The following is a 21,113-nucleotide window of genomic DNA, read 5'->3' as shown; positions in this document are numbered from 1 at the left end:
GGTGTCAGCCTCCTTGTTCTACTATTATTTATGTTGCTCTTCTTCGTCAATTCCTTTACGAAGTGCGTTCCAAGCCAGTGTTGCGCATTTGATCCGCGCAGGAAATTTATTCACACCCGATAGGGCTTCGATATCTTCATACTCTCCAAAATCCACAACTTCACCCTTCATCAGTAAGGAGAAGTTATCAGCTAGTTCAAGCGCACGTTCAACCGTTTGTCCTTTGATCGCCTCAGTCATCATCGAAGCCGATGACATACTGATCGAACAACCTTCACCGTTATAACGGGCATCTTTTACGATTCCATCCTCTACCTTAAGCTGAAGTGTAATACGGTCACCACAAGTTGGGTTATTCAGTTCAATTTTCAGAGCATCATCTTCAAATGAACCACGATTCCGAGGACTTTTATAATGATCCATAATTACGCGTCTGTACAAGTCATCCAAGTTCATAGCCGAAGTACTCCTTTGTCTTGATTAAAGCGTCCACCAGTCGATCTACATCCTGCTCGGTGTTATACAGGTAAAAGCTCGCACGTGCTGTTGAACTGGCTTCCAGCCAGCGCATCAGCGGCTGACAGCAGTGATGACCAGCACGGATGGCAATACCCTCCGCATCTAGTACTGTAGCGACATCATGCGGGTGAACGTCACCCAGATTAAAGGTGACAACGCCAACCTCACGATTGCGAGGACCATAAATAGTTAAACCATCTATTTCAGATAGACGTTGCTCTGCGTATGCTGCAAGCTGCTTCTCATGGCTGTGAATCGCATCCATGCCGATTTCTTGCAAGAAATCTACTGCCGCACCTAATCCAACAGCACCCGCAATGATCGGTGTGCCTCCCTCGAACTTCCAAGGGAGTTCCTTCCATGTCGATTCGTAGAGACCGACATCATCAATCATTTCGCCACCGAACTCAACAGGCTCCATAGCTTCCAAAAGTGCTCTTTTGCCGTACAAAGCTCCAATTCCAGTCGGTGCTAGCATTTTATGTCCGGAAAGTGCATAGAAATCACAATCCAGATCCTGCATATCAACCTTCATATGAGGTGTGCTCTGTGCGCCGTCTACGACAATTACCGCACCGTTACGATGAGCAATTGCCGCAAGCTCTTTAATCGGATGAGTTACTCCCATAACATTAGATACATAAGCGATAGCAACGATCTTAGTTTTATCCGTAATCGTCTTCTCAGCATCTTGAAGCGTAATCGTTCCGTCAGGTTGCAACGGTATATATTTTAAAGTAGCACCTGTCTTCTTAGCTAGCTGCTGCCAAGGGATCAAATTACTATGATGCTCCATCAGGGTGATGACAATTTCATCGCCTTCACCCACTGCAGATGGCCCGTAAGAAGAGGCAACAAGATTTAGGGCAGTGGTTGTGCCGCGCGTAAAGATGATTTCTTTAGTGCTGCGGGCGTTAATAAACTTAGCTAGCTTCTCCCGGGCTCCCTCGTAGGCATCTGTTGCACGGCTGCCTAGAGTATGGACGCCACGGTGTACGTTGGCGTTATCCCACTCATAATACGACTTGACCGCCTCAATCACTTGACGAGGCTTCTGTGAAGTAGCAGCACTGTCCAGATAGACCAGTGGATGTCCGTTCACATTCTGGTTCAGTATGGGAAATTGCTCCCGGATGGCATTGCTAATCATTGACCTAACTTCCTTTCCACAAGAGATTGGAGCTGATTGCGCAGTCCCTCTAGTGGAATTTGCGACACAACAGGAGCCAAGAAGCCATAGATGATCAGAGTTTCTGCATCATGCCGTGTAATTCCGCGGGACATCAGGTAAAAGACTTGCTCGTGATTGACCTGTCCTACGGAAGCGGCATGGCCTGCTGTAACATCATCTTCATCAATCAGCAGGATCGGATTGGCGTCACCACGGGCTTTTGGACTCAGCATCAATACTTTCTCCGTTTGCTGACCGTCGGCTCTTGTAGCACCTTTCTCGATCTTGGTAATTCCGTTGATGATAGAAGTCGCATTATCACGCATAACCGCACGCGTGATCATGTCACTTGGGGTATTTTTGCCGAAATGCTGAGCTTGAGTAGTGTAATTCAGTTTCTGTGATCCCGTACCCACAGCAATTACTTTAGCATCCGAGCTAGAGCCATTACCTTTAAGCACAGACTTGGTATCACTTGCTGTATCACCATAGTTCATCTCTCCAACAATCCATTCGATCGTTCCGTCATTCTCAACAACAGCGCGGCGGTAAGTCACATCTGTTGTATCCACGCCCAGCTGATGCACTGTAGCATAACGTACTTTAGCACCTGCACCCACGAATACTTCTACAGCACCATTGTGCAAGCCAGCTTCCTCTTTATCCGACACGTAGTTGTCTACATATGTCAGGGAGCTGTTAGTATCCGCTACAATCAGAATGTGAGGAACAAATGAAGCTTCCGCATCATCTGTTAACAGCACCGCCTGAAGTGGAGTTTCAACCACTACATTCTTAGGAACATAGAGGAAGACTCCCCCGTTCCATAGTGCTGCATGAAGCGCAGCGATAGAATGCTCGTCAGGCTGAATCGCCTTATGCAGGTAACGTTGCACCAAATCTCCGTGCTCTTTAACAGCCGTTTGCAGGTCAGTAAAAATAACACCTTGTGCTGCAAGTTCAGGAGCTAGTCGTGTATATACTGCACCAGAGTTACGTTGAATAATCAGACTGCCTTCTTCCTGATCCTTGATCAAGGAGGAAATGGAAGCAGGTGCATCCTTCAGTGAAGCAATAGTTTCGCTTGCTTTGTAGCTACCATAATTGTTCACATTCCAACGATCAATCCGTGTCTTCTCTAATTTAGGCAGTGTCAGAGTAGCTGCCAGTTCTAGTGCTTTCAAGCGGCTTTCTTTCAGCCAACCCGGTTCGCCGCTACTATGCGATAATTCGCTCAAGCGCTCGGCATCCACCGGAAGAATGGTCTGTGTCGTCATAAGTGTTCTCCTCCTTCCTGGCGTTTCTTACGCGTCTTGCCCTACTGTTTCGTCTTCAATTCCAAGTTCTTCTTTAATCCATTCGTAGCCTTCTGCTTCCAGACGTTGTGCAAGCTCAGGACCACCGGATTTCACAATTCTGCCCTGCATCATAACATGTACAAAATCAGGCTTGATGTAGTTCAAGAGACGTTGATAGTGGGTAATAACCAGGAAACCGCGATCTTCACTCCGCATGGAGTTTACGCCTTCGGCAACAATTTTCAAAGCATCAATATCAAGACCAGAGTCAATTTCGTCCAGAATCACGATTTTTGGATCTAGCATCATCATTTGTAGAATTTCGTTACGTTTCTTCTCACCACCGGAGAAGCCTTCGTTCAGGTAACGGTGTAGGAACTCAGGATTCATGTCCAGTTCCTTCATCTTCGCTTCCATAAGACGGATAAAACGAATCAAAGAAATTTCGCTTCCCTCTTCACGACGGGCATTAATGGCAGAGCGCAAGAAATCGGAGTTTGTTACTCCAGAAATTTCACTTGGGTATTGCATAGCAAGGAAAAGACCTGCACGTGCGCGTTCATCAACTGCCATCTCCAGAAGATCTTCACCTTCAAGTGTTGCTGTTCCTTCAGTCACTTCATATTTAGGGTGACCCATAAGAGCTGACGCCAAGGTACTTTTACCTGTACCGTTTGGTCCCATGATGGCGTGAATTTCGCCACCTTTCATTTGAAGGTTAATCCCCTTCAAAATCTCTTTTCCCTCAATCGTCGCTTTAAGTCCCTCAATGACAAAATCTGCTGCCATAATATTATTCCCTCCATTGATCGATTTGCGAAATCAAAAGTTGTATTGAAACAGGATGATCCTGATTCCCAGCACAATTAGATTCTATATCACATTATAATTATTATAAATTGAATCACAATGATTATCAATGATTCTCAACAATTTTATAACAAAGCTTGTTTTTTTACAAATATCTCTTTTTATTTTGCCTATGATGTACCGCATAATTTCGCTATTATTAGCGTTGACTCCAAGTACCACACAATGATGATCAGGTTAACGCAAAAAATAAGACCTCCCGCAGGAAGCCTTATTTCATGCGCTTTATCGTTTAGCTAAGAAAGGAACGCAGCATCCATTGATGTTTCTCAAGATCACCACGAATTTTAATAAACATGTCGGAGGTTGGCTGATCCTTAATTTCCTCAGCAAGCTCAATGCCTTCTGTCAACTCTTCAGAAATAGTAGCGAAGTCTTCAATCAGAGACTGGACCATTCCGCGTGTATCCTCTTTACCCGTAGCTTCTTGAATCGTTGCCAATTCCAGATATTCTTTCATCGTCGCAGCGGGACTTCCCTTGATGCTTAGCAGACGCTCTGCAACTTCATCCATTTGCAGCGTCACTTCATTATATAGATCCTCAAATTTCACGTGAAGAGAGAAGAATTGTTCTCCTTTTACGTACCAATGAAAATTATGGATTTTAACGTACAGTACATTCAAGTTAGCAACCTGACGATTCATAATTTGTTCCAATGAAGTTGTATTTACTTTATTAGATGCTTTAGCCATGAGATGATCCCATCCTTATCCTTTATATTTACCGGGCTGCTTAATCCTTCGTCCGGCAGCAACTTGTCTATTCTTAATTTACCCCTTAGCATGTAAGACGAAACAAGAAGTACCCTTCCATAAAATCTCTGTTTCAATTATTCACACTAGAGACGCTCTCTATAATGTTCAATTTGTGATTCTTGCCAAAAAAACACAAGAGGCCATTGGCCTCTTGTGTTTTGGATTTTGTAAGATGGTTCAGTCAGACCATAAGAAGTAATGCATCCGCACCCGTCATGCCGGGTACGATACCTAGACGCTCCGCTTCAATGGTAACCGACTCCAATGGGGCAGCTAACAGCTGAGACAGCGTACGTACACCAACCGCCCTGGCTGCGATAATATTCCGATCACTGAGCTTTTCATTGAGCAAACCAACATCCAGCGCACCACACATAATATACCCTCGGCTTGTGCTGATTGAGAGCAGCGTTGTTTTCGGAAGCTTAACCTCTACCCCGATCAGCGTATGTTCACCTACGATAATGGGCTCCATAGTAACCAATAGCAGCACCTCCTTTATTCACCAACCACGATGTATATGTATGCTTCACCCCCTGCTGATGTGCAGTTGGTAGTCCTAGGCTTTTCGTAAAAACACAGTACCTTGGTCCCATTTTCTCTAGTGTCAGGTATATGATTATTACTTGTTTAATGTTATAGTTTATTTACATTCTTATAATTGTAAAGAAATGTTCAAACGAAAAGCTGGGGGATCTATGGACGAGAAACTACAACACACAGACGGCAACTATTTATTTAATGTCGACATCCTGATTAATGCCCGTACCAACCCGCTTGCATTGCAATATCTGCTTGAAATGTTGAACAATAATGACAAAATCACAGATTTCAACATTAACTCCGGTCTTGAATTAGGGAGAACCATTGACAGCTTGCTTCGTTCTGCCAAACTAGCCTTGAATCAAAGCTCTGCTCCTCCCACTTCATTTAAGCTGCCTCCAAAGACCGCTAAAAAGCAGCTCGATAAACCGATAGATAAACAGGCAGAATTGCCTGCACAGCAGTCAGCTATTGAGACACCAGCTGATGCATACGGGAAAATTCGACAGTATATTCAGAACAACCAATTAGTACGTTTACGAGCGAATCGGTACGGAAAACAAGTGTCCATGCCCTGTCGTATTTTAAATTTTGATGAAGCAGCCAACTCAATTAGTGTCTATCACGTGGATGAGAAACAGGTATACAGCTTTAATTTAAATGAGATCGACGAATTTCTGTAAACGTATACGTTACATAAATAAGCATCCGCCCCTATAAGGAACGGATGCTTATTTATCAACTTCTGTAATTTGATCGCTTAGGATGCCTCTTTGCTGCGTGAGAATGCTTCCACAGCCAAACATAACCAGCCTGCTATGAAGCATACACCACCAATAGGTGTAATCGCTCCAAGCACCTTAATCCCGGAAATACTCAGTACATACAAGCTGCCCGAGAACAAAATCGTGCCTGCTATTAATAGCCTTCCTGCCCAGCGTAACCGGGTGCTTTCTCCCCATTGACCCACAGCCAGCGCTATCAGAATTACACCCAGCGCATGTACCAAATGATACTGTACACCCGTCTCATATACCTTCATATATTCTTCGCTAATAACAGGTTTTAATAAATGAGCGCCAAAAGCGCCTATTCCTACTGCCAGCATTGCTAGCACAGCCCCCCAGGCCATAAGTTTCCGTTGCATGCGATTACAACTCCTTAATATTAGACTTCTTCTATCATAAACGATTAACGGTTGCTTTTTCCAGCAGCCATTTACGAATTAGCCACAATCAGGGGTTGCTTTTTTAGCATCAATATGAAAAAGTGGATATAAACAACATTTCATTCTTATCTCTCAAGGAGTGCAACCTATGAACCTTAATTCTCTCTCAAAATCTGACGCGCCTACAGCAGAGGTAGGAAATACCCAACCTGATCTGAGCCAACCAAGTGCTGGTTCGTCGTCTTCGTACCAGAAAGCAGATCATGATCTACAACACTCTGGACCTGGTATTGCTTCTTTCATCATCAGCCTCGTGACCATAATGGGTTATGCAGCTCTCTTCATCTTCATTATTATGAAGGCATCTTCCATGGTTAACGAGAACTCGAATCTACTAGCCGAATCCTCGCAGTCCATCATGCTTCTTGGAATGACTGTTATTATTCTTTCAGCTCTTAATGTAATTGGTGTTGTCATCGGCATTATTGGACTTTCCATCCGGAAGAGACGTAAAGTGTTCGGTATCATAGGCACAATCATTAATGGTGTGATTCTCTTACTCTTTATGTTGCTTATTACTATTTTCTTAGTCAATGCCGGGACGTTATAACGTTTCTATCAGATTCCATAATAAAAGGGCTGTTCCTGAATTAATCAGGGCAGCCCTTTTATTATTCCTAAATGATAAAGTTCTTTATTTTGCAAGGGATAGTTTCGAAAGGATCCGCTGTTTAACTGTAGCATCGCCATCCACTGCTTTTTCTACATATTCAAAAACTACAGCATCATCCGTATTTAACTTCTCAAGAACGCTCTCCATACCAGCTGTGATCTCAAAAGCCGTAGGACCTTCTTTGGTCTCAATCTCAACAGAATGACTATCTATTTGTCCGACGTAAACGCCTGTTCCTTTAAGAATTTCGGCTTCTGGATTTGTAGTAGGTTTGGGCGCTGGAGTACTAGGATTCTCTGTGGGTGCAGTTGTACTCGTACTTTCTGTAGGTACGGGTGTGCTTGTGCTCTCCTCTGTTGGTACTGGAGAAGCTGTTGCAGTTGGTTCTGCAGACGGCTGTGCCGAATTATTAGTAGCGCCGCAAGCGGTTAGGGCTAGTGTTAATGCTGCTATTGCAGCTATGGCGGGTAAGGAACGTTGTTTTTTCATGGTGATTGCCTCCTCTATGTTTAGCGGTTATTTTCAAAGTCATTTTGACAAGCCTACTCTATAAACGTTTTCAACTCTGCTAAGGTTTCATAATACATTACTTTTTAATAACTTCCATTTTTTAATAGGCATCCGCCGGATGCAGGCTGAAGCGAGATTAATACAATAGTGTTGAGCCTGATTTATCCCTAAGGAGTGGTCCCCTTGAGAATCGATATCGGCTGCGGATCCAGTAAAGAAGCAGGTTATCTCGGGATCGATCGTATCGCGTATCCCGAGGTGGATATTGTCTGTGACATGAGCCAAGGCATCCCTTTACCGGACAATACCGCTGAGTTTGTAATGGCTAGTCGTGTACTACCCTATATCGACGATTTATCCGCGGCTATGTCAGAAATTCACAGAATTTGCATCCACAAAGCCATTGTTTGTATTCTGGCCCCGTATGCCCACAGTTTTGTTCATATGTCCAATCCTTCCTTTAAGCAGAAGTTTGATGAATATACTCCGAGGTATTTCACAGGATCCTTTTTTCAGCCCCCGTCCGGTCCAGTATGCCCATCGATTCCTGACTATCCAATCCCTGTGCCGCCGTTCGATTTTCGGTTAATGCGGATGGAGCTTTTCTATCAATACCCTTATGAAGATCCACTTTATGAAACAGAAGAACTAGAAATACTAAAGACGCTTCAAGCCAATGTTGTGCATGAGATCATGTACCATTTCACCGTAATCAAGGCAGAAATTTCTATTCATGAGCTGGAAATGATGAGTAGAGGGCATTACGCTGAACCCCGTGTTCTTATGAAACGCAGGCTAAAATCACACGATAGACAAAATTTCCTATAATTTATTGATGGGACATACAATTATACCCGAATTACATCATAGGCTAACATACAGGTATTAACTTTGCCGTCCTGATTATGGGACGGTTCACTTTTTTAAAAGCAAATTAACCTCGAAGGAGGTGAGAATCATTCCACTAGTCGTACGGGCAACGATCAATGCGACCGGTGCTATCACATTTACGGGCAACACACTTGGACTTAGTCGCTCCGATACGGTCGGAGTGCCAGGGACACTAGACAGCATCGGCGGTTTCACCTCTGTTAACACTACATCTATTTTTGGCACCTATCCCAATGGAACTACAAGTCTTTATACGAGCAACAGTTCATCCGCTATACTGGTCCTGCCATCAGGCAGCACTGTGCTATATGCAGAGCTGATATGGGGCGGAACCTATATCAATGGAACCGTAAACCTCAGTGCAGCAATAAACAACCCTGTCTCTTTGATAAATCCTGCCGGGAGTACGTTCAGCATAACTCCCGATGCAGCAACTAGTAATACTGTTGATTTAGGAAATGGCGCATCTGCATATGTTCGTTCTGCTAATGTCACCAGTATTATTTCACAAGGCGGTGCCGGAACCTACACCACTGGTGGTGTAGTTGGCACGATCGTTATTCCTAGTGATTCCACAGCTAACCATGCGGGCTGGACACTTGGTGTAATCTATCAAAATACATCCTTGCCCTTCCGTAATATGTCCTTACGGGCAGGTGCAATACTTGTACAGGCAACTTCAGCACCAGTCTCTACTACAATAACAGGCTTTGCAACTCCAATTACAGGTGCACTTGGAGGTAGGGCACTATTTAGCGCACAGGAGGGTGATGCGAACCGTTCGGGAGACCAGGCATTATTCGGGCCTACATCAACAACGCTCGTAGCTTTATCAGGACCCAATAACTTTGCCAACAACTTCTTCGCTTCACAGATTAACAACGATCTAGGTGTACTGGATACCACTGGAACATTCGGAAATCGCAATCAAACAAACGGAAATCCCGGCACCAACATCATCGGTGGCCGACAAGGCTGGGACATTACTAATGTCGACGTATCAGCCAGACTTGCAAATAATCAGTCTTCAGCGATTTTACAATTAACTACCTCCGGTGATGCTTATGTACTTAATGGAAATGCCATACAAGTAGATATTAATGCACCTAAAATAAACGTTACTAAAAGTGCCAATGTGTCCGGTCCGATTGTCGGAGATACGGTAACTTACACTGTAATCGTCAGTAATACTGGAACAGCAAGTGCGGCTAGCGTCGTTTTATCAGATGCGCTGCCAGCAGGATCGACCTTTGTCACCGGAAGCGTTGTAGTGGCCGGCGTCGCAAGGCCCACCTTTGACATTACAGCAGGAATCTCTTTGGGGTCCTTGGCTCTGAGCACTTCAATAACGGTTACATATCAAGCTAAAGTCACTTCATTACCACCAAGTCCGCAGAATATCGCTAACACCGCAAATGCTGCTTTTACATTTCAAAGTGTAGCTGGCGGTTCTATCATGACGGGGGTCATTCCATCCAATACGGTAACTTTACCCGTATATTCGCCCATCCTTAACATTGTAAAATCAGCAAATACTGCAAATGCGACCGTCGGAGATCAAATTACCTATACACTTCAAATCACCAACACTGGTAATATCGGTGCGCTAACAACAGTTACGGATAATATTCCTACGGGGAGCTCTTATGTTGCGGGTAGCTTTACCGTCAATGGATCTCCTGTCGCTGGAAATCCAGCTACAGGAATTGCTATTGGGACGATCGCTGCTGGAGGCAGCTCTACTGTTCAATTTCGTGTCTTAGTCAACAGCCTTCCATCTCCACCGCAACTGGTCGACCAAGCAAGCGCCGCTTATACCTTTCAGGTTCCAGATGGGCGAATTATAGCTGGATCAGCCTCATCCAATACTTTGTCTATTCCAGTTGGACTCCCCAATGTTGCCGTGGTCAAAAGCGCAGGATTTGCTGATGTCGCTGTTGGCGATACACTTCTTTATACCTCCGTTATCACTAACAACGGGATCGAAGCAGTTACTAATGTCATCCTTACAGACACCATACCCACAGGGACTTCGCTGGTTTCGGGAAGTGTTACAGTTGCAGGGACGTCTCAACCCTCTGCAAATCCAGGAACAGGCATTACTGTTGGTTCAATCGCTGCAGGGAGTTCGGTTACCGTCACCTTTCAGGTCAATGTTATCTCATTGCCTAGTCCAGCACAGCTATTAAACAAATCTACAGCATCCTACAGTTCAGGTGCTTTTATTGGTATTTCGCTTTCCAACACGACTACGACTCCAGTATATCAACCCAGCATTCAAATTGTTAAAAGCTCCAACACCGCTAGTGCAACCGTAGGTGGCAATGTTCTTTATACATTAAATGTTCAGAATTCTGGAAATATTGGAGCTGCTGTAACCTTAACCGACAATATTCCCTCAGGGGCTACCTTTGTATCGGGTAGTGTAACTGTAAACGGAGTCGCACGACCAACAGATTCTCCACTTACAGGCATTAATCTAGGTACAGTGGCCTTAGGAACTGTTGTGCCCGTAACATTTCTAGTCACTGTCCAATCTCTTCCTTCACCACCTGTTCTGAACAATCTAGCCAGTAGCAGTTACACCTACCAATTACCAAGCGGCAGATCCTTATCCGGAACTAGCCAATCAAACACCGTCAGCATCCCTGTCTCTGCCCCTAATGTTACGCTAAGTAAAACCGCAAGCGTTGCAGATGTCGCAGTCGGAGAGAATCTGACTTACACAATCACAGTGTCCAACACAAGTAGCGTAGCTGTGAGTAACATCGTCGTCTCTGACCCCATTCCTACTGGAGGCACCTTTGTAGCAGGTAGCGTTATTGTTGGCGGCTCATCGGTGCCAGCCGCAAATCCAAATACAGGAATATCTATTAGTAGTATCGCTGCAGGCAACTCTACAACACTTTCTTTTAAAGTGAACGTTTCTTCTTTACCAAATCCAGCACAGTTTGCAAACAGAGCCAGCGCTTCTTTCACCTCCGGTGCCTTTACCGGTTCCTCACTCTCGAATACAGTAGTAACTCCTGTTTATCAACCGATCATTAGTATGGTCAAAAGCGCGAATACAGCTCAGGCATCCGTTGGGGGATCTTTGTCTTACTCGATCCTCATTAGCAATACAGGAAATATTGCAACCACACTACTATTGACTGATACGCTTCCACCCCAAGCTGTATTTAACGCTAATAGTGTAATCATAGGTGGAACACCTTTACCCGGCTACAATCCTGTAACCGGCATTCCTGTAGGCCCATTGGCACCAGGTGACAGTGTGTCCGTAAGCTTTCTGGTCACGATAACTGCATTACCACCTACACAGGTGTTGCTAAACTCCGCTTCAGCAACATTTAGCTACACCCTCCCAGATGGGCGTCAACTTGGAGGAACTGTAGTGTCGAATACGCTCTCTGTCCCTGTTTCTGCCCCTAACGTCAGTGTCATTAAAAGCGTGAATGCTACTGACGCCGTTACAGGTGACATCCTTACATTCACCTCTGTATTGACGAACAACAGTATTGCTACAGTTAGCAACATCATTCTCAGCGATCCCCTGCCTGAGAATGCAGCTTTTATTCCCGGAACCGTAATTGTAGGCGGCATTACCCAGCCGCTAGCAGTTCCGTCCGCCGGCATTCCAATCGGTAGTCTGGGTCCAGGCGGCACAGCTACCGTAACATTCGAGGTGAGGATAACGATGCCGATACCATCACAGATTAATAATCAGTCATCCGTCAGTTTTACATCCGGTGTATTCTCCGGTTCTTCTTCATCTAACATTACTAGCACACCAGTCACTCAACCACAGATTTCCTTATTAAAAAGTGCAGTCGATGGAGATGGGGATGCACTGGTTGTAGGTGATACAGTCATCTACACGGTGGTTGTAAGTAATACAGGTAATCTTGCTGCAAATGTAACTTTAACCGATAACATTCCTGTTGGAACTGTCTTTAATCCTAACAGTGTTATTGTAGGAGGCATGCCGCAGCCAGGTGCAGCGCCCGATACCGGTATAGCTGTAGGCAGTGTGGCACCGGGGACCAGTATCCCTGTTAGCTTCTCAGTTAATATCGTGACGCTGCCATCACCACAACAAATCAGCAATCAAGCTTCTGCAAGCTTTACCTTTACCCCTCCTGACGGTAGACCTTTAAGCGGAACTGCTGTATCTAATACAGTCACACTACAAGTCTCAGCTCCTAATATCGTCGTTGTCAAAAGCTCCACCTCAACTTCCGTAGCGATCGGAGATACGGTCACTTACAACGTAAATATTACAAATAGCGGTATAGAAGCTGTCAATAGCGTAATACTTAATGATCCAACACCAACCGGTGCTGCTTTTGTAACAGGGAGCGTATCCGTGAATGGAGTGCCTTTTCCAAACCTGAACCCTTCTTCGGGGATATCAATTGGTACCCTAGCGCCTGGAGCTTCGACTCTAGTTGCATACAGTGTTATCGTGACCTCTGTTCCTCCTACTGCTTCACTTATCAATAAGGCATCTGTAACCTTTACATCAGGTGTTTTTTCCGGTTCGACTTTCTCCAATACAGTTACCATTCCTGTGTACCAGCCGAACATCTCGGTCGTCAAAACAGCAAGTACGAATAACGCTACAACAGGTGACGCTGTTAGCTACACCCTGACCGTGAGCAACACAGGGAACTATCCGGCAAGCTTAATCATTACGGACAATATTCCTGCGGGTACTACCTTCGTTCCGAATAGTGTACTCATTAATGGACTCCCCTTAGCGCAAGCGGATCCATCTACGGGGATTCCAGCTGGAGTTATTGCACCCGGTGCCACTACTGCAGTAATATTCACTGTTGATATCACCTCACTGCCCAATCCTCAGCAGTTGGTCAATCAGGGTACCGTAGCCTATAGCTTCACTTTGCCTGACGGCCGCACACTTGGTAGTTCCGTCCTATCCAATACAATTACTATCCCTATCTCTTCACCAAATCTGGCCGTAGTAAAATCTACACCTACCACATCAACAACGGTGGGTGATACGATTACCTATACGGTTACGATTACCAATAACGGAATTGAAACGGTGAATAACGCCGTCTTCACGGATGCCCTTCCTGCGGGTACTACATTTGTATCCGGCAGTGTTCTTGTTAATGGTGTGCCTCGTGCGGGGGGCAGCCCTGCCACGGGGGTAACCTTAGGCAGTATCGCACCAGGTGTAACCGTAACTGTAGCCTTCACGGTGAACACAGTCTCATTGCCGCCTTCAGGTCTACTAAATAACCAGTCAACCGTTAGCTTCACCTCAGGAGTACTCTCTAATGTAGCCTTTTCTAACATTGTATCAACGCCTATTTATTTACCGATTCTAGCCGCAGCAAAAAGCTCCAATACAGTTCAAGCGACCGTCGGAGATACCATAACCTATACAATTAACGTAACCAATACAGGGAATTACGGGGCTTTAGCTACTCTAAGTGATACCATCCCTTCCGGAACGACTTTTGTGCCTAATAGCGTACTTATTCAAGGCGCTCCAGCTCCAGGAGCAGATCCTGCAGCTGGCATTCCACTTGGTGTAATATCCGCAGGTGCAACACTGTCTGTCATGTTCTCAGTACTCATTACAACACTGCCAGCAAGCCAGCAGCTGATAAACCAAGCTTCCGTAGCCTTTGCTTACACCTTGCCTGATGGTCGGACATTTAACAGTTCGATCAATTCCAATTCGACATCGATTTCCGTATCTTCACCAAATGTCATCGTAACTAAGTCTTCACCAGCTACAGATGCCGTTGTTGGCGATACTATTACTTACAACATGACGGTTACCAATAGTGGAATAGCCAACATCAACAACGTAAATATTAGTGATCCAATACCGGCTGGATCTACATTTGTCACGGGGAGTGTGCTCGTTGATGGTATTCCACATCTTAATGCCAATCCTGCGAATGGCATCTCACTCGGCACCATTGCACCGGGCGTTTCAGTCAATATCTCGTTCAACACTATCGTCAATGTGCTGCCTAATCCTGCTACGTTAACCGACCAAGCTTCCGTAAGCTTCACATCTGGGGCATTCTCAGGATCTTCATTCTCTAATACGCTTGTTATTCCGGTTTATCAGCCTATCATCGTTGTTATCAAAGGTGCGGATAGAACTGCTGCAACTGTCGGAGATACGATTACGTACTCCCTGAATGTAACGAATACTGGTAATCTCACAGCAAATGTAGTCATAACTGATACGATTCCTAGCGGAGCTATCTTTGTTCCAAATAGCGTACTTGTTAACGGAGTGCCGCAACCAGGATCCGACCCGTCTACTGGATTAAATATTGGAGCAGTTGCTCCGGGAAGCACAATAACAGTGACCATAACCCTTCAGGTTACAGTAGCTTCTCTTCCGTCACCGCAGCAGTTAGTCAATCAAGCTTCATCAACGTTCTCGTTCACACCACCAGATGGTCGTCTACTCACCGGAACTTCAGTTTCGAACGTCTTAATTATCCCTGTTTCTTCTCCGGATGTGAGTGTCGTTAAGAGCACTTCCTCTGTAGATGCTGTGGTCGGCGACATCATCACTTATACAATTGTTGTTACCAATTTGGGAATTTCACCTGTGAATAACGTCATCATGGTTGACCCTATCCCAGCAGGCAGCCAGTTTGTAACAGGCAGCATCACTGTAGACGGAACCCCACGACCTAATGGCAGCCCGGCTTCCGGTATTGCCATCGGAACGATTGCTGCTGGTGCTTCCTCAACCATCACCTTCCAGGTTCAGGTAGTAGCGTTATGATTCCCGGCTCACGTACCCAGCCTGTCGTAACCAATCAATCTATGGTACTCTTCAACTCGGCAGCGGGTGTTGACGGCATTGTCTATTCCAATACCGTTAACACCCCGGTCGTGGGCCCCGTGCTTTCATTGCTGAAGAGTACAGACAAATCCCATGCCTCATTAGGTGACACTCTAGTGTATACCATTACAGCTTCCAACAATGGGAACACAGAAGCTGTGGTAACTGTGTACGACACTCTTCCAGAGGGTGTATCCTTTATTTCTAACAGCGTGCTTAGAGACGGTGTGCCTCTCCCAGGGGCTACACCGTCTTCAGGCATAACGCTAGGTTCCATCGCTCCACAGAGTCAGGTGAACATCGCCTTTCAAGTCGTTATCATCTCACTGCCTTCTACGCTTGTGCTACAAAATAAAGCACTAGGCCGTTTTTCTTTTGCTACACCGGAGGGAAGGATCATTAACGGGGATTTATATTCTAATTCCGTATTCGTTTCTTTGCTTTCGTATCAGCTCTCTACCTCGTTGACCGCAAGCACTCCGACCTCTTTTATAGGCGATGTAGTTACCTATACATTACGGCTCACGAACGAAGGTAACAGCCTATTAAATCAAATCAGCGCAACGATATCTATTCCGAACGGAGCTGTGTTCATTCCAGGGAGCGTCATTGCAGGTGGAGTCTATTATCCAGAATCAGATCCTATGCAAGGAATAGGAATCGGTCAGCTTGATAAAGACCTAAGTATTGATATTTCTTTTCGTGTTCGAGTGACTGAGATCCCTCCATCCTTGGACCTGACTAATCGGGCAACTGTCATTTATACCGTCGATGACGATCCCACTATAACCGAGAGTAACACCGTCGTTGTCTCACTTGTTCTGGCAGGTGTCACCATCAGCAAGAGAGTAGATCATGTTACAGCAGCTCCAGGTGACCACCTAAGATATGAACTAACTGTAAGCAACAGCGGGAACTTGGCCGTAAATGCAATCCTGACGGATGCTATTCCTCCCGGCACTCTTTTCGTATGGGATAGTGTTCTGTTAAATGGAGTCATGCAAAAAGGAGCCCGTCCCGCAGACGGCATTCAGCTTGGTACTTTAAGAGGCGGAACTTCAGCAGTCGTAGTCTTTCAAGTGAGCGTCCCCGCAGCTATAAACATTCAGGCCATCGGAGCTGTACAAAACCATGGAAGTGTTCAGTATACTTTTGTACTCCCGGACGGACGAACAGTGAGACAAACCTCTCGTTCCAATACCGTTACTACCTTAATCGTCACACCTGTGATTTCTCTCGAAACTCATGCAAAGCCTACCCTTGTGGAAGAAGGAGAACATGTCCAGTGCTGGGTCTCCCTAACGAATAGTGGGAATTGGCCAGCAAAAATATCCCTTGATCGGCTATCACCGGAGGAATGTCTTATTGATCCTAGCAGTATTGTGATTGACGGAATTCCAAATCCACAATCTTCATTTAACGGTATCTTGTCGCTAGGGACAGTCAAAGGTGCTGCTACTGTAAACATCCATTATTTTGTCAGGGTAAGTGAACATGTAATGATCCGTTTCCTTAAAGGCTTAGTAACCGCTCAATATTCTTTCAATTTGGATGGACGTGAATATGCTGGCGAGAGCCAGTCGAACAGTTATACATTGACCGTGGATGAGATCAGCGAATAAGAAATCACATATCCCCCATCCCCATGAATATACTTTAGTTACAACCCAAGAAGAAACGACGTTGTCGTCTTCTAAAGACGATAACCGTTTCTCGAGAAATATAAGGATAATGTATAGGGTAAAACCTATACTTTCTTATATTTTCAAAACATCCTCACAAAGTGAGGCTTTGCAAAAGGTTCCCTCGATTAACATTTATATTCCATGGGAGGTGGTCATCCTGTCGCATTCATCTGGTCCCTTTTCCTTTGTAGTCTCAAAAGAAGACTGGTCCCTTCATCGCAAAGGCCATCAGGATCAGGAGCGTCATCAACAAAAGGTCAGAGAAGCTATTAAGGATAATTTGCCGGATCTCGTGACCGAAGAAAATATTATTTTGTCAGGCGGTAAGCAGATTGTTAAGGTTCCGATTCGCAGTCTGGATGAGTACCGAATTATTTATAACTTTCGTAAGCAAAAGCATGTAGGACAGGGCGACGGGGAAAGTCAGGTCGGCGATGTACTTGGGCGGGATTCACAGTCAGCACAGCCCGGCAAGGGGGAAAAAGCAGGCGATCAACCTGGTCAAGATACCGTGGAAGCAGAGGTCAATCTGGAGGATCTAGAGGACATCTTGTTTCAGGATATGGAGTTGCCACATCTGAAGCCCAAGAATAAGGAAGAGATTGAGGTTAAATCCATCATCTTCAACGATATCCGTAAAAAAGGCATGATGTCCAACATCGATAAGAAACGTACCCTGCTGGAGAATCTTCGGCGTAATGCAAGCAGAGGAAATCCCGGCATTCACAGCATAAGTCCTGATGATCTGCGCTACAAAACATGGGATGACATTCGAACGCCTCACTCCAATGCGGTCATTATTGCGATGATGGATACGTCAGGTTCGATGGGATCTTTTGAAAAATACTGCGCCCGCAGCTTCTTCTTCTGGATGACCCGTTTTCTGCGCCGCCAGTATGAGAAGGTAGAGATTGTCTTTCTCGCCCACCATACGGAGGCCAAAGAGGTCAGCGAGCATGATTTCTTCACTCGTGGCGAGAGTGGGGGAACCATCTGTTCCTCAGCCTATCAAAAAGCGATTGAGATTATCGATAGCCGATACCCGCCAGCGCAGTACAACATTTATCCGTTTCACTTCTCTGATGGCGATAACCTCACCTCCGACAACGAACGTTGTGTGAAGCTAATTGGAGAATTGCTAAAACGAAGCAATATGTTTGGTTACGGGGAAGTGAATCAGTACAACCGCAGCAGCACACTAATGTCCGCTTATCGTCATCTGAAGCACGAGCAATTCATGCATTATGTCATTAAAGACAAAAAAGAAGTGTACCAGGCGCTAAAGACCTTCTTCAGTCAAAAGGGTACTGTAACTTCATAATCACCTATACATGAGTATCCCATCAGTCATTTCATGACTTTTGGGATACTCATATTTTGGGGATTCCTCTACCCAGCTTGGGGGCTCCAAGGTTCGGAGCTATCGGATAGAAACCCATATAAACAGCCTCCACATCCCAGTGCTTGGGAGGGGAGGTTGTTTATATAAAGGAGCTCTAATCAACTGTCTGAAGCCGTCTCACAGTGCCTTTGTTATCGCTTCTTCCAAGTGTGCTGCACCCACTACAATCTAATGAGCCTTTTCCCTATCCTTGCCTTTGTCAGACTCACCGGCATTTCTATTCGCTGTATCCCGATCCTGCATCATCTCTTCCACCGTTTTCACCTTCAGGCGAGCAGCGCCTTCGTTATTAGTCTTCGTTGGAATCAGATTTCCTGTAGCTAAGCGCTCCTTCGCTTTTGCAATGGCCTCGCTGTATTGTGGCAGCCACTGCTCCCCAGCTACGAGCATCTCATCGACCATCTGCCAGATTTCTTTCGGGTTACATACGGCACCCACGAGCGGATCCATCATAAAGGCTTGACGCAGCAGCTTGTCATCGCCATGCACCGCGGCTTCGACGGCTAGACGTTGCACTGAGATACTAACGTTGCACACCGCTGCGAGACCAAGCGGTAATTCTCCCACAAGCGGCATCGATATCCCGTTCCGGTCCACATACCCCGGTGCTTCGATGATCGCATCATCCGGCAAATTAGAGATCACACCATTGTTCACAGTGTTAAAGTGACCTCTGTACACTCTGCCCGTTTCCAATCCTTCAATAATAAAAGAGCCATGCTCTTCTCCACGATTCTCCACCGTATACTCCAGTGCCGGGTCCTTCATCCAATTCGGAAAATCCGTTTCGAACCAATTCCGCCCTTCAGTGCAGACACGTAGATATCCGCCAGTCTCTCCGTTAATCCAGCTTCCTAGGTCGATCCAATCCATAATTTCATCGCTCCGTTTACGGTACCATGGCACATATTCACTTAGGTGACCATTGGATTCAGTACTGTAATATCCAAACCGGCGCAGCATGTCGATCCGAACTTTTTCTGTGCGACTGAATTCTGGATGATTCTCAAAAGCTTCTAAAAGACCTTCGGTCAAATCCTTTCCCTGATGACTCGCTGAAATATACCAAGTCTGGTGATTGATACCCGCACAGATAATATCGACTTCTGACTTCTTCAGCCCATACACATCTGCAATTTGCCCATGCCCATGCTGCACTCCATGACACAGACCAATCGTCCGTACACCGCCGTATTTGTTGCAAGCCCAAGTCAGCATAGCCATAGGATTCGAATAGTTAAGCAGGAGTACATCCGGCGCAGCCATCTCCCTAATATCACGGCAAATATTCAGCATTTCCGCAATCCCGCGCTGACCATACATAATGCCTCCTGCACAAAGGGTATCCCCTACGCACTGATCAACGCCGTATTTCAAAGGAATATCCACATCTGTAGCAAATGCTTCCAGCCCACCCATACGAATAGTACAAAATACGTACTTGGAATCCTTCAGGGCTTCTCTTCGATCCGTCGTTGCCTGGATTTGAATATTTAATCCATTCTCTCTAATATCACGTTGGCACAGTTCGGTAACCATCTCCAGGTTGTGGCTATTAATATCCATAAACGAGACTTCAATATGATTAAATTCCGGCACGGTTAGTAAGTCCCGCAACAATCCACGGGTAAATCCAATGCTGCCTGCCCCAATAAAAGACACTTTAAATGACATCCTTATCATCCTCCGGTAATGAATTGATTGTTCCTGTCCATTGTAGCAGGGGCGCTAGGGAAAGCGTAACCAATATCATGACCTCTTTTGAAGGAAGGTGTCAAAAATCCTGACTTGTCTATTGAACATCCATCTCTTCATAACTCCAAGCATGACGCTCAATGGAATTACGATATTCTACGGGTGTGCAGTCAGTATATTTCTTGAAGAGGAGATGAAAATATTGTCTGCTACTAATTCCTACATAATCGGCAATTTCAGCAATCGGAATATCACTTTGCCCCAGCAGCATCTTCGCTTTCTCCATTCGCAGCATATTCAAATAATCACTGAGTGTCCTACCTGTATGTGACTTAAAAATACGATGCAGATATCCGGGATGCAGATTGACCGCGGCAGCGATATCCTTAACCTGAATACTCTGGTCGTAATTCTGATGCAGGAATTCGATACTACGCCGCACATAGAGCTGTGACGGCTGTTGACTGGCATGAAGCTGATCCTGTCGCAAGCTAGATAATCGAAGCAGAAGCTCACAAAACAATAAGTCGACCATACTTCCACCTTTCCCGCCACTTTGATCAAGCTCCAGTACAAGTCCTTTTAGAACATGATAAATTTCCTCCGGATCAGGCATGACTAGACTGGAAAAGGGAACCTTTAACCATTCAGCAAGTGCCGCTTCTTTCCGAGCGAGCTTGCCGATAGATGGAGCAACCCCTGTATATTCCGTAAATCCAAACTCCACATTCAGCATTCTACAGGGCGCCCCATCCTCGACAATCAGTCTGTGCGGAACATTCGCATCAAGGATGATCAATTCTCCCCGTTTTAATCTAAATCTCTCTTCTTGCCCCGCTCTCGGGTGAACATCCACGACACAGCTCCCTGAGATCAAATACATAATTTCGGTTGAATTATGCTGATGGTAGGACATATAGTAATTGTTCCATTGTTTATAATAGTAAGCAAAAAAATGAGGACTATAATCCCCTTCAATTAATGCCTGCTGAAAAAGACTCCCACTAAGACTTAGATGCAAATTTGTCAATCGATCACTCTTTTCTACTATTAAAATGTTAATCCAAGTGTATCTCCCAAA

At 45.3% G+C, this 21,113-nt stretch carries 16 protein-coding genes; 6 read left to right on the top strand and 10 right to left on the bottom strand.

All coding sequences use genetic code 11. The features are described 5' to 3' along the window. Positions 1-24 precede the first annotated feature (24 nt). From sufU to ACN6KS_RS08670, 6 genes are all read right to left on the bottom strand, one after another. On the bottom strand, positions 25-456 hold the full coding sequence (gene sufU / locus ACN6KS_RS08695) for a Fe-S cluster assembly sulfur transfer protein SufU (RefSeq protein WP_440961805.1): 432 nt from the start codon (positions 454-456) through the stop codon (positions 25-27). Beyond that, on the bottom strand, positions 443-1,669 hold the full coding sequence (locus tag ACN6KS_RS08690; RefSeq protein WP_094870369.1) for a cysteine desulfurase: 1,227 nt from the start codon (positions 1,667-1,669) through the stop codon (positions 443-445). Before ACN6KS_RS08690 ends, sufU begins: the two co-directional genes overlap by 14 nt. Next, the gene (sufD, locus tag ACN6KS_RS08685) at positions 1,666-2,967 is read right to left on the bottom strand and encodes a Fe-S cluster assembly protein SufD (protein WP_042186353.1); all 1,302 of its coding nucleotides are present in this window, start codon (positions 2,965-2,967) and stop codon (positions 1,666-1,668) included. Before sufD ends, ACN6KS_RS08690 begins: the two co-directional genes overlap by 4 nt. A gap of 27 nt (positions 2,968-2,994) precedes the next feature. Further along, positions 2,995-3,777 carry a Fe-S cluster assembly ATPase SufC gene (gene sufC, locus ACN6KS_RS08680; RefSeq protein WP_042186351.1) on the bottom strand — a complete coding sequence of 261 codons (783 nt, stop codon included), beginning with the start codon at positions 3,775-3,777 and terminating at the stop codon, positions 2,995-2,997. Positions 3,778-4,090: 313 nt separating this feature from the next. Then, positions 4,091-4,552 carry a Dps family protein gene (locus ACN6KS_RS08675; RefSeq protein ID WP_094870368.1) on the bottom strand — a complete coding sequence of 154 codons (462 nt, stop codon included), beginning with the start codon at positions 4,550-4,552 and terminating at the stop codon, positions 4,091-4,093. Between the two features lie 244 nt (positions 4,553-4,796). After that, entirely contained in the window at positions 4,797-5,099 is a 303-nt protein-coding gene (locus ACN6KS_RS08670) for a YunC family protein (protein ID WP_094870367.1), read from the bottom strand. Between the two features lie 214 nt (positions 5,100-5,313). Between ACN6KS_RS08670 and ACN6KS_RS08665 the strand changes: the two genes are divergently transcribed. Continuing rightward, on the top strand, positions 5,314-5,841 hold the full coding sequence (locus ACN6KS_RS08665) for a hypothetical protein (RefSeq protein WP_094870366.1): 528 nt from the start codon (positions 5,314-5,316) through the stop codon (positions 5,839-5,841). A 77-nt stretch (positions 5,842-5,918) separates the two neighbouring features. Here the strand turns inward: ACN6KS_RS08665 and ACN6KS_RS08660 are convergent, their stop codons facing one another. Next, positions 5,919-6,305, bottom strand: coding sequence for a DUF423 domain-containing protein (locus tag ACN6KS_RS08660; protein WP_094870365.1), 387 nt, complete (start codon positions 6,303-6,305; stop codon positions 5,919-5,921). Positions 6,306-6,474: 169 nt separating this feature from the next. Between ACN6KS_RS08660 and ACN6KS_RS08655 the strand changes: the two genes are divergently transcribed. Then, the gene (locus tag ACN6KS_RS08655) at positions 6,475-6,936 is read left to right on the top strand and encodes a hypothetical protein (RefSeq protein WP_094870364.1); all 462 of its coding nucleotides are present in this window, start codon (positions 6,475-6,477) and stop codon (positions 6,934-6,936) included. A gap of 84 nt (positions 6,937-7,020) precedes the next feature. Here the strand turns inward: ACN6KS_RS08655 and ACN6KS_RS08650 are convergent, their stop codons facing one another. Further along, positions 7,021-7,488 carry a hypothetical protein gene (locus tag ACN6KS_RS08650; RefSeq protein WP_440961804.1) on the bottom strand — a complete coding sequence of 156 codons (468 nt, stop codon included), beginning with the start codon at positions 7,486-7,488 and terminating at the stop codon, positions 7,021-7,023. Between the two features lie 204 nt (positions 7,489-7,692). Between ACN6KS_RS08650 and ACN6KS_RS08645 the strand changes: the two genes are divergently transcribed. From ACN6KS_RS08645 to yhbH, 4 genes are all read left to right on the top strand, one after another. Next, positions 7,693-8,337 carry a methyltransferase domain-containing protein gene (locus ACN6KS_RS08645; protein ID WP_440961803.1) on the top strand — a complete coding sequence of 215 codons (645 nt, stop codon included), beginning with the start codon at positions 7,693-7,695 and terminating at the stop codon, positions 8,335-8,337. Between the two features lie 121 nt (positions 8,338-8,458). Continuing rightward, positions 8,459-15,190 (top strand): DUF7507 domain-containing protein, encoded by a 6,732-nt coding sequence (locus ACN6KS_RS08640; protein WP_440961802.1) that lies wholly within the window; start codon positions 8,459-8,461, stop codon positions 15,188-15,190. Then, on the top strand, positions 15,187-16,872 hold the full coding sequence (locus ACN6KS_RS08635; protein ID WP_440961801.1) for a DUF11 domain-containing protein: 1,686 nt from the start codon (positions 15,187-15,189) through the stop codon (positions 16,870-16,872). Before ACN6KS_RS08640 ends, ACN6KS_RS08635 begins: the two co-directional genes overlap by 4 nt. A gap of 220 nt (positions 16,873-17,092) precedes the next feature. Then, complete coding sequence (gene yhbH, locus ACN6KS_RS08630) at positions 17,093-18,256, top strand: sporulation protein YhbH (RefSeq protein WP_094870413.1); 1,164 nt, start codon at positions 17,093-17,095, stop codon at positions 18,254-18,256. A 249-nt stretch (positions 18,257-18,505) separates the two neighbouring features. On the opposite strand, the gene ACN6KS_RS08625 is transcribed toward yhbH, so the two are convergent. Both ACN6KS_RS08625 and ACN6KS_RS08620 read right to left on the bottom strand, forming a co-directional pair. Beyond that, a complete protein-coding gene (locus tag ACN6KS_RS08625) occupies positions 18,506-20,011 on the bottom strand; it encodes an alpha-glucosidase/alpha-galactosidase (protein ID WP_094870359.1) in 1,506 nt (501 codons plus the stop codon). 118 nt (positions 20,012-20,129) lie between these two features. Continuing rightward, a complete protein-coding gene (locus tag ACN6KS_RS08620; RefSeq protein ID WP_373455813.1) occupies positions 20,130-21,062 on the bottom strand; it encodes an AraC family transcriptional regulator in 933 nt (310 codons plus the stop codon). Between the last annotated feature and the right edge of the window lie 51 nt (positions 21,063-21,113).

It is taken from the genome of Paenibacillus nitricinens (assembly GCF_052056485.1).
Taxonomy (GTDB): domain Bacteria; phylum Bacillota; class Bacilli; order Paenibacillales; family Paenibacillaceae; genus Paenibacillus_AQ; species Paenibacillus_AQ nitricinens.
The sequence above is the reverse complement of the archived record's forward strand: the minus strand, read 5'-3'. Positions and strand labels throughout refer to the sequence as shown.

What these genes read in the sequence shown, in the direction of transcription:
- sufU (WP_440961805.1), bottom strand. Translation starts at nt 456, where the DNA reads ATGAACTTGGATGACTTGTACAGACGCGTAATTATGGATCATTATAAA.
- ACN6KS_RS08690 (WP_094870369.1), bottom strand. Translation starts at nt 1,669, where the DNA reads ATGATTAGCAATGCCATCCGGGAGCAATTTCCCATACTGAACCAGAAT.
- sufD (WP_042186353.1), bottom strand. Translation starts at nt 2,967, where the DNA reads ATGACGACACAGACCATTCTTCCGGTGGATGCCGAGCGCTTGAGCGAA.
- sufC (WP_042186351.1), bottom strand. Translation starts at nt 3,777, where the DNA reads ATGGCAGCAGATTTTGTCATTGAGGGACTTAAAGCGACGATTGAGGGA.
- ACN6KS_RS08675 (WP_094870368.1), bottom strand. Translation starts at nt 4,552, where the DNA reads ATGGCTAAAGCATCTAATAAAGTAAATACAACTTCATTGGAACAAATT.
- ACN6KS_RS08665 (WP_094870366.1), top strand. Translation starts at nt 5,314, where the DNA reads ATGGACGAGAAACTACAACACACAGACGGCAACTATTTATTTAATGTC.
- ACN6KS_RS08660 (WP_094870365.1), bottom strand. Translation starts at nt 6,305, where the DNA reads ATGCAACGGAAACTTATGGCCTGGGGGGCTGTGCTAGCAATGCTGGCA.
- ACN6KS_RS08655 (WP_094870364.1), top strand. Translation starts at nt 6,475, where the DNA reads ATGAACCTTAATTCTCTCTCAAAATCTGACGCGCCTACAGCAGAGGTA.
- ACN6KS_RS08650 (WP_440961804.1), bottom strand. Translation starts at nt 7,488, where the DNA reads ATGAAAAAACAACGTTCCTTACCCGCCATAGCTGCAATAGCAGCATTA.
- ACN6KS_RS08635 (WP_440961801.1), top strand. Translation starts at nt 15,187, where the DNA reads ATGATTCCCGGCTCACGTACCCAGCCTGTCGTAACCAATCAATCTATG.
- ACN6KS_RS08625 (WP_094870359.1), bottom strand. Translation starts at nt 20,011, where the DNA reads ATGTCATTTAAAGTGTCTTTTATTGGGGCAGGCAGCATTGGATTTACC.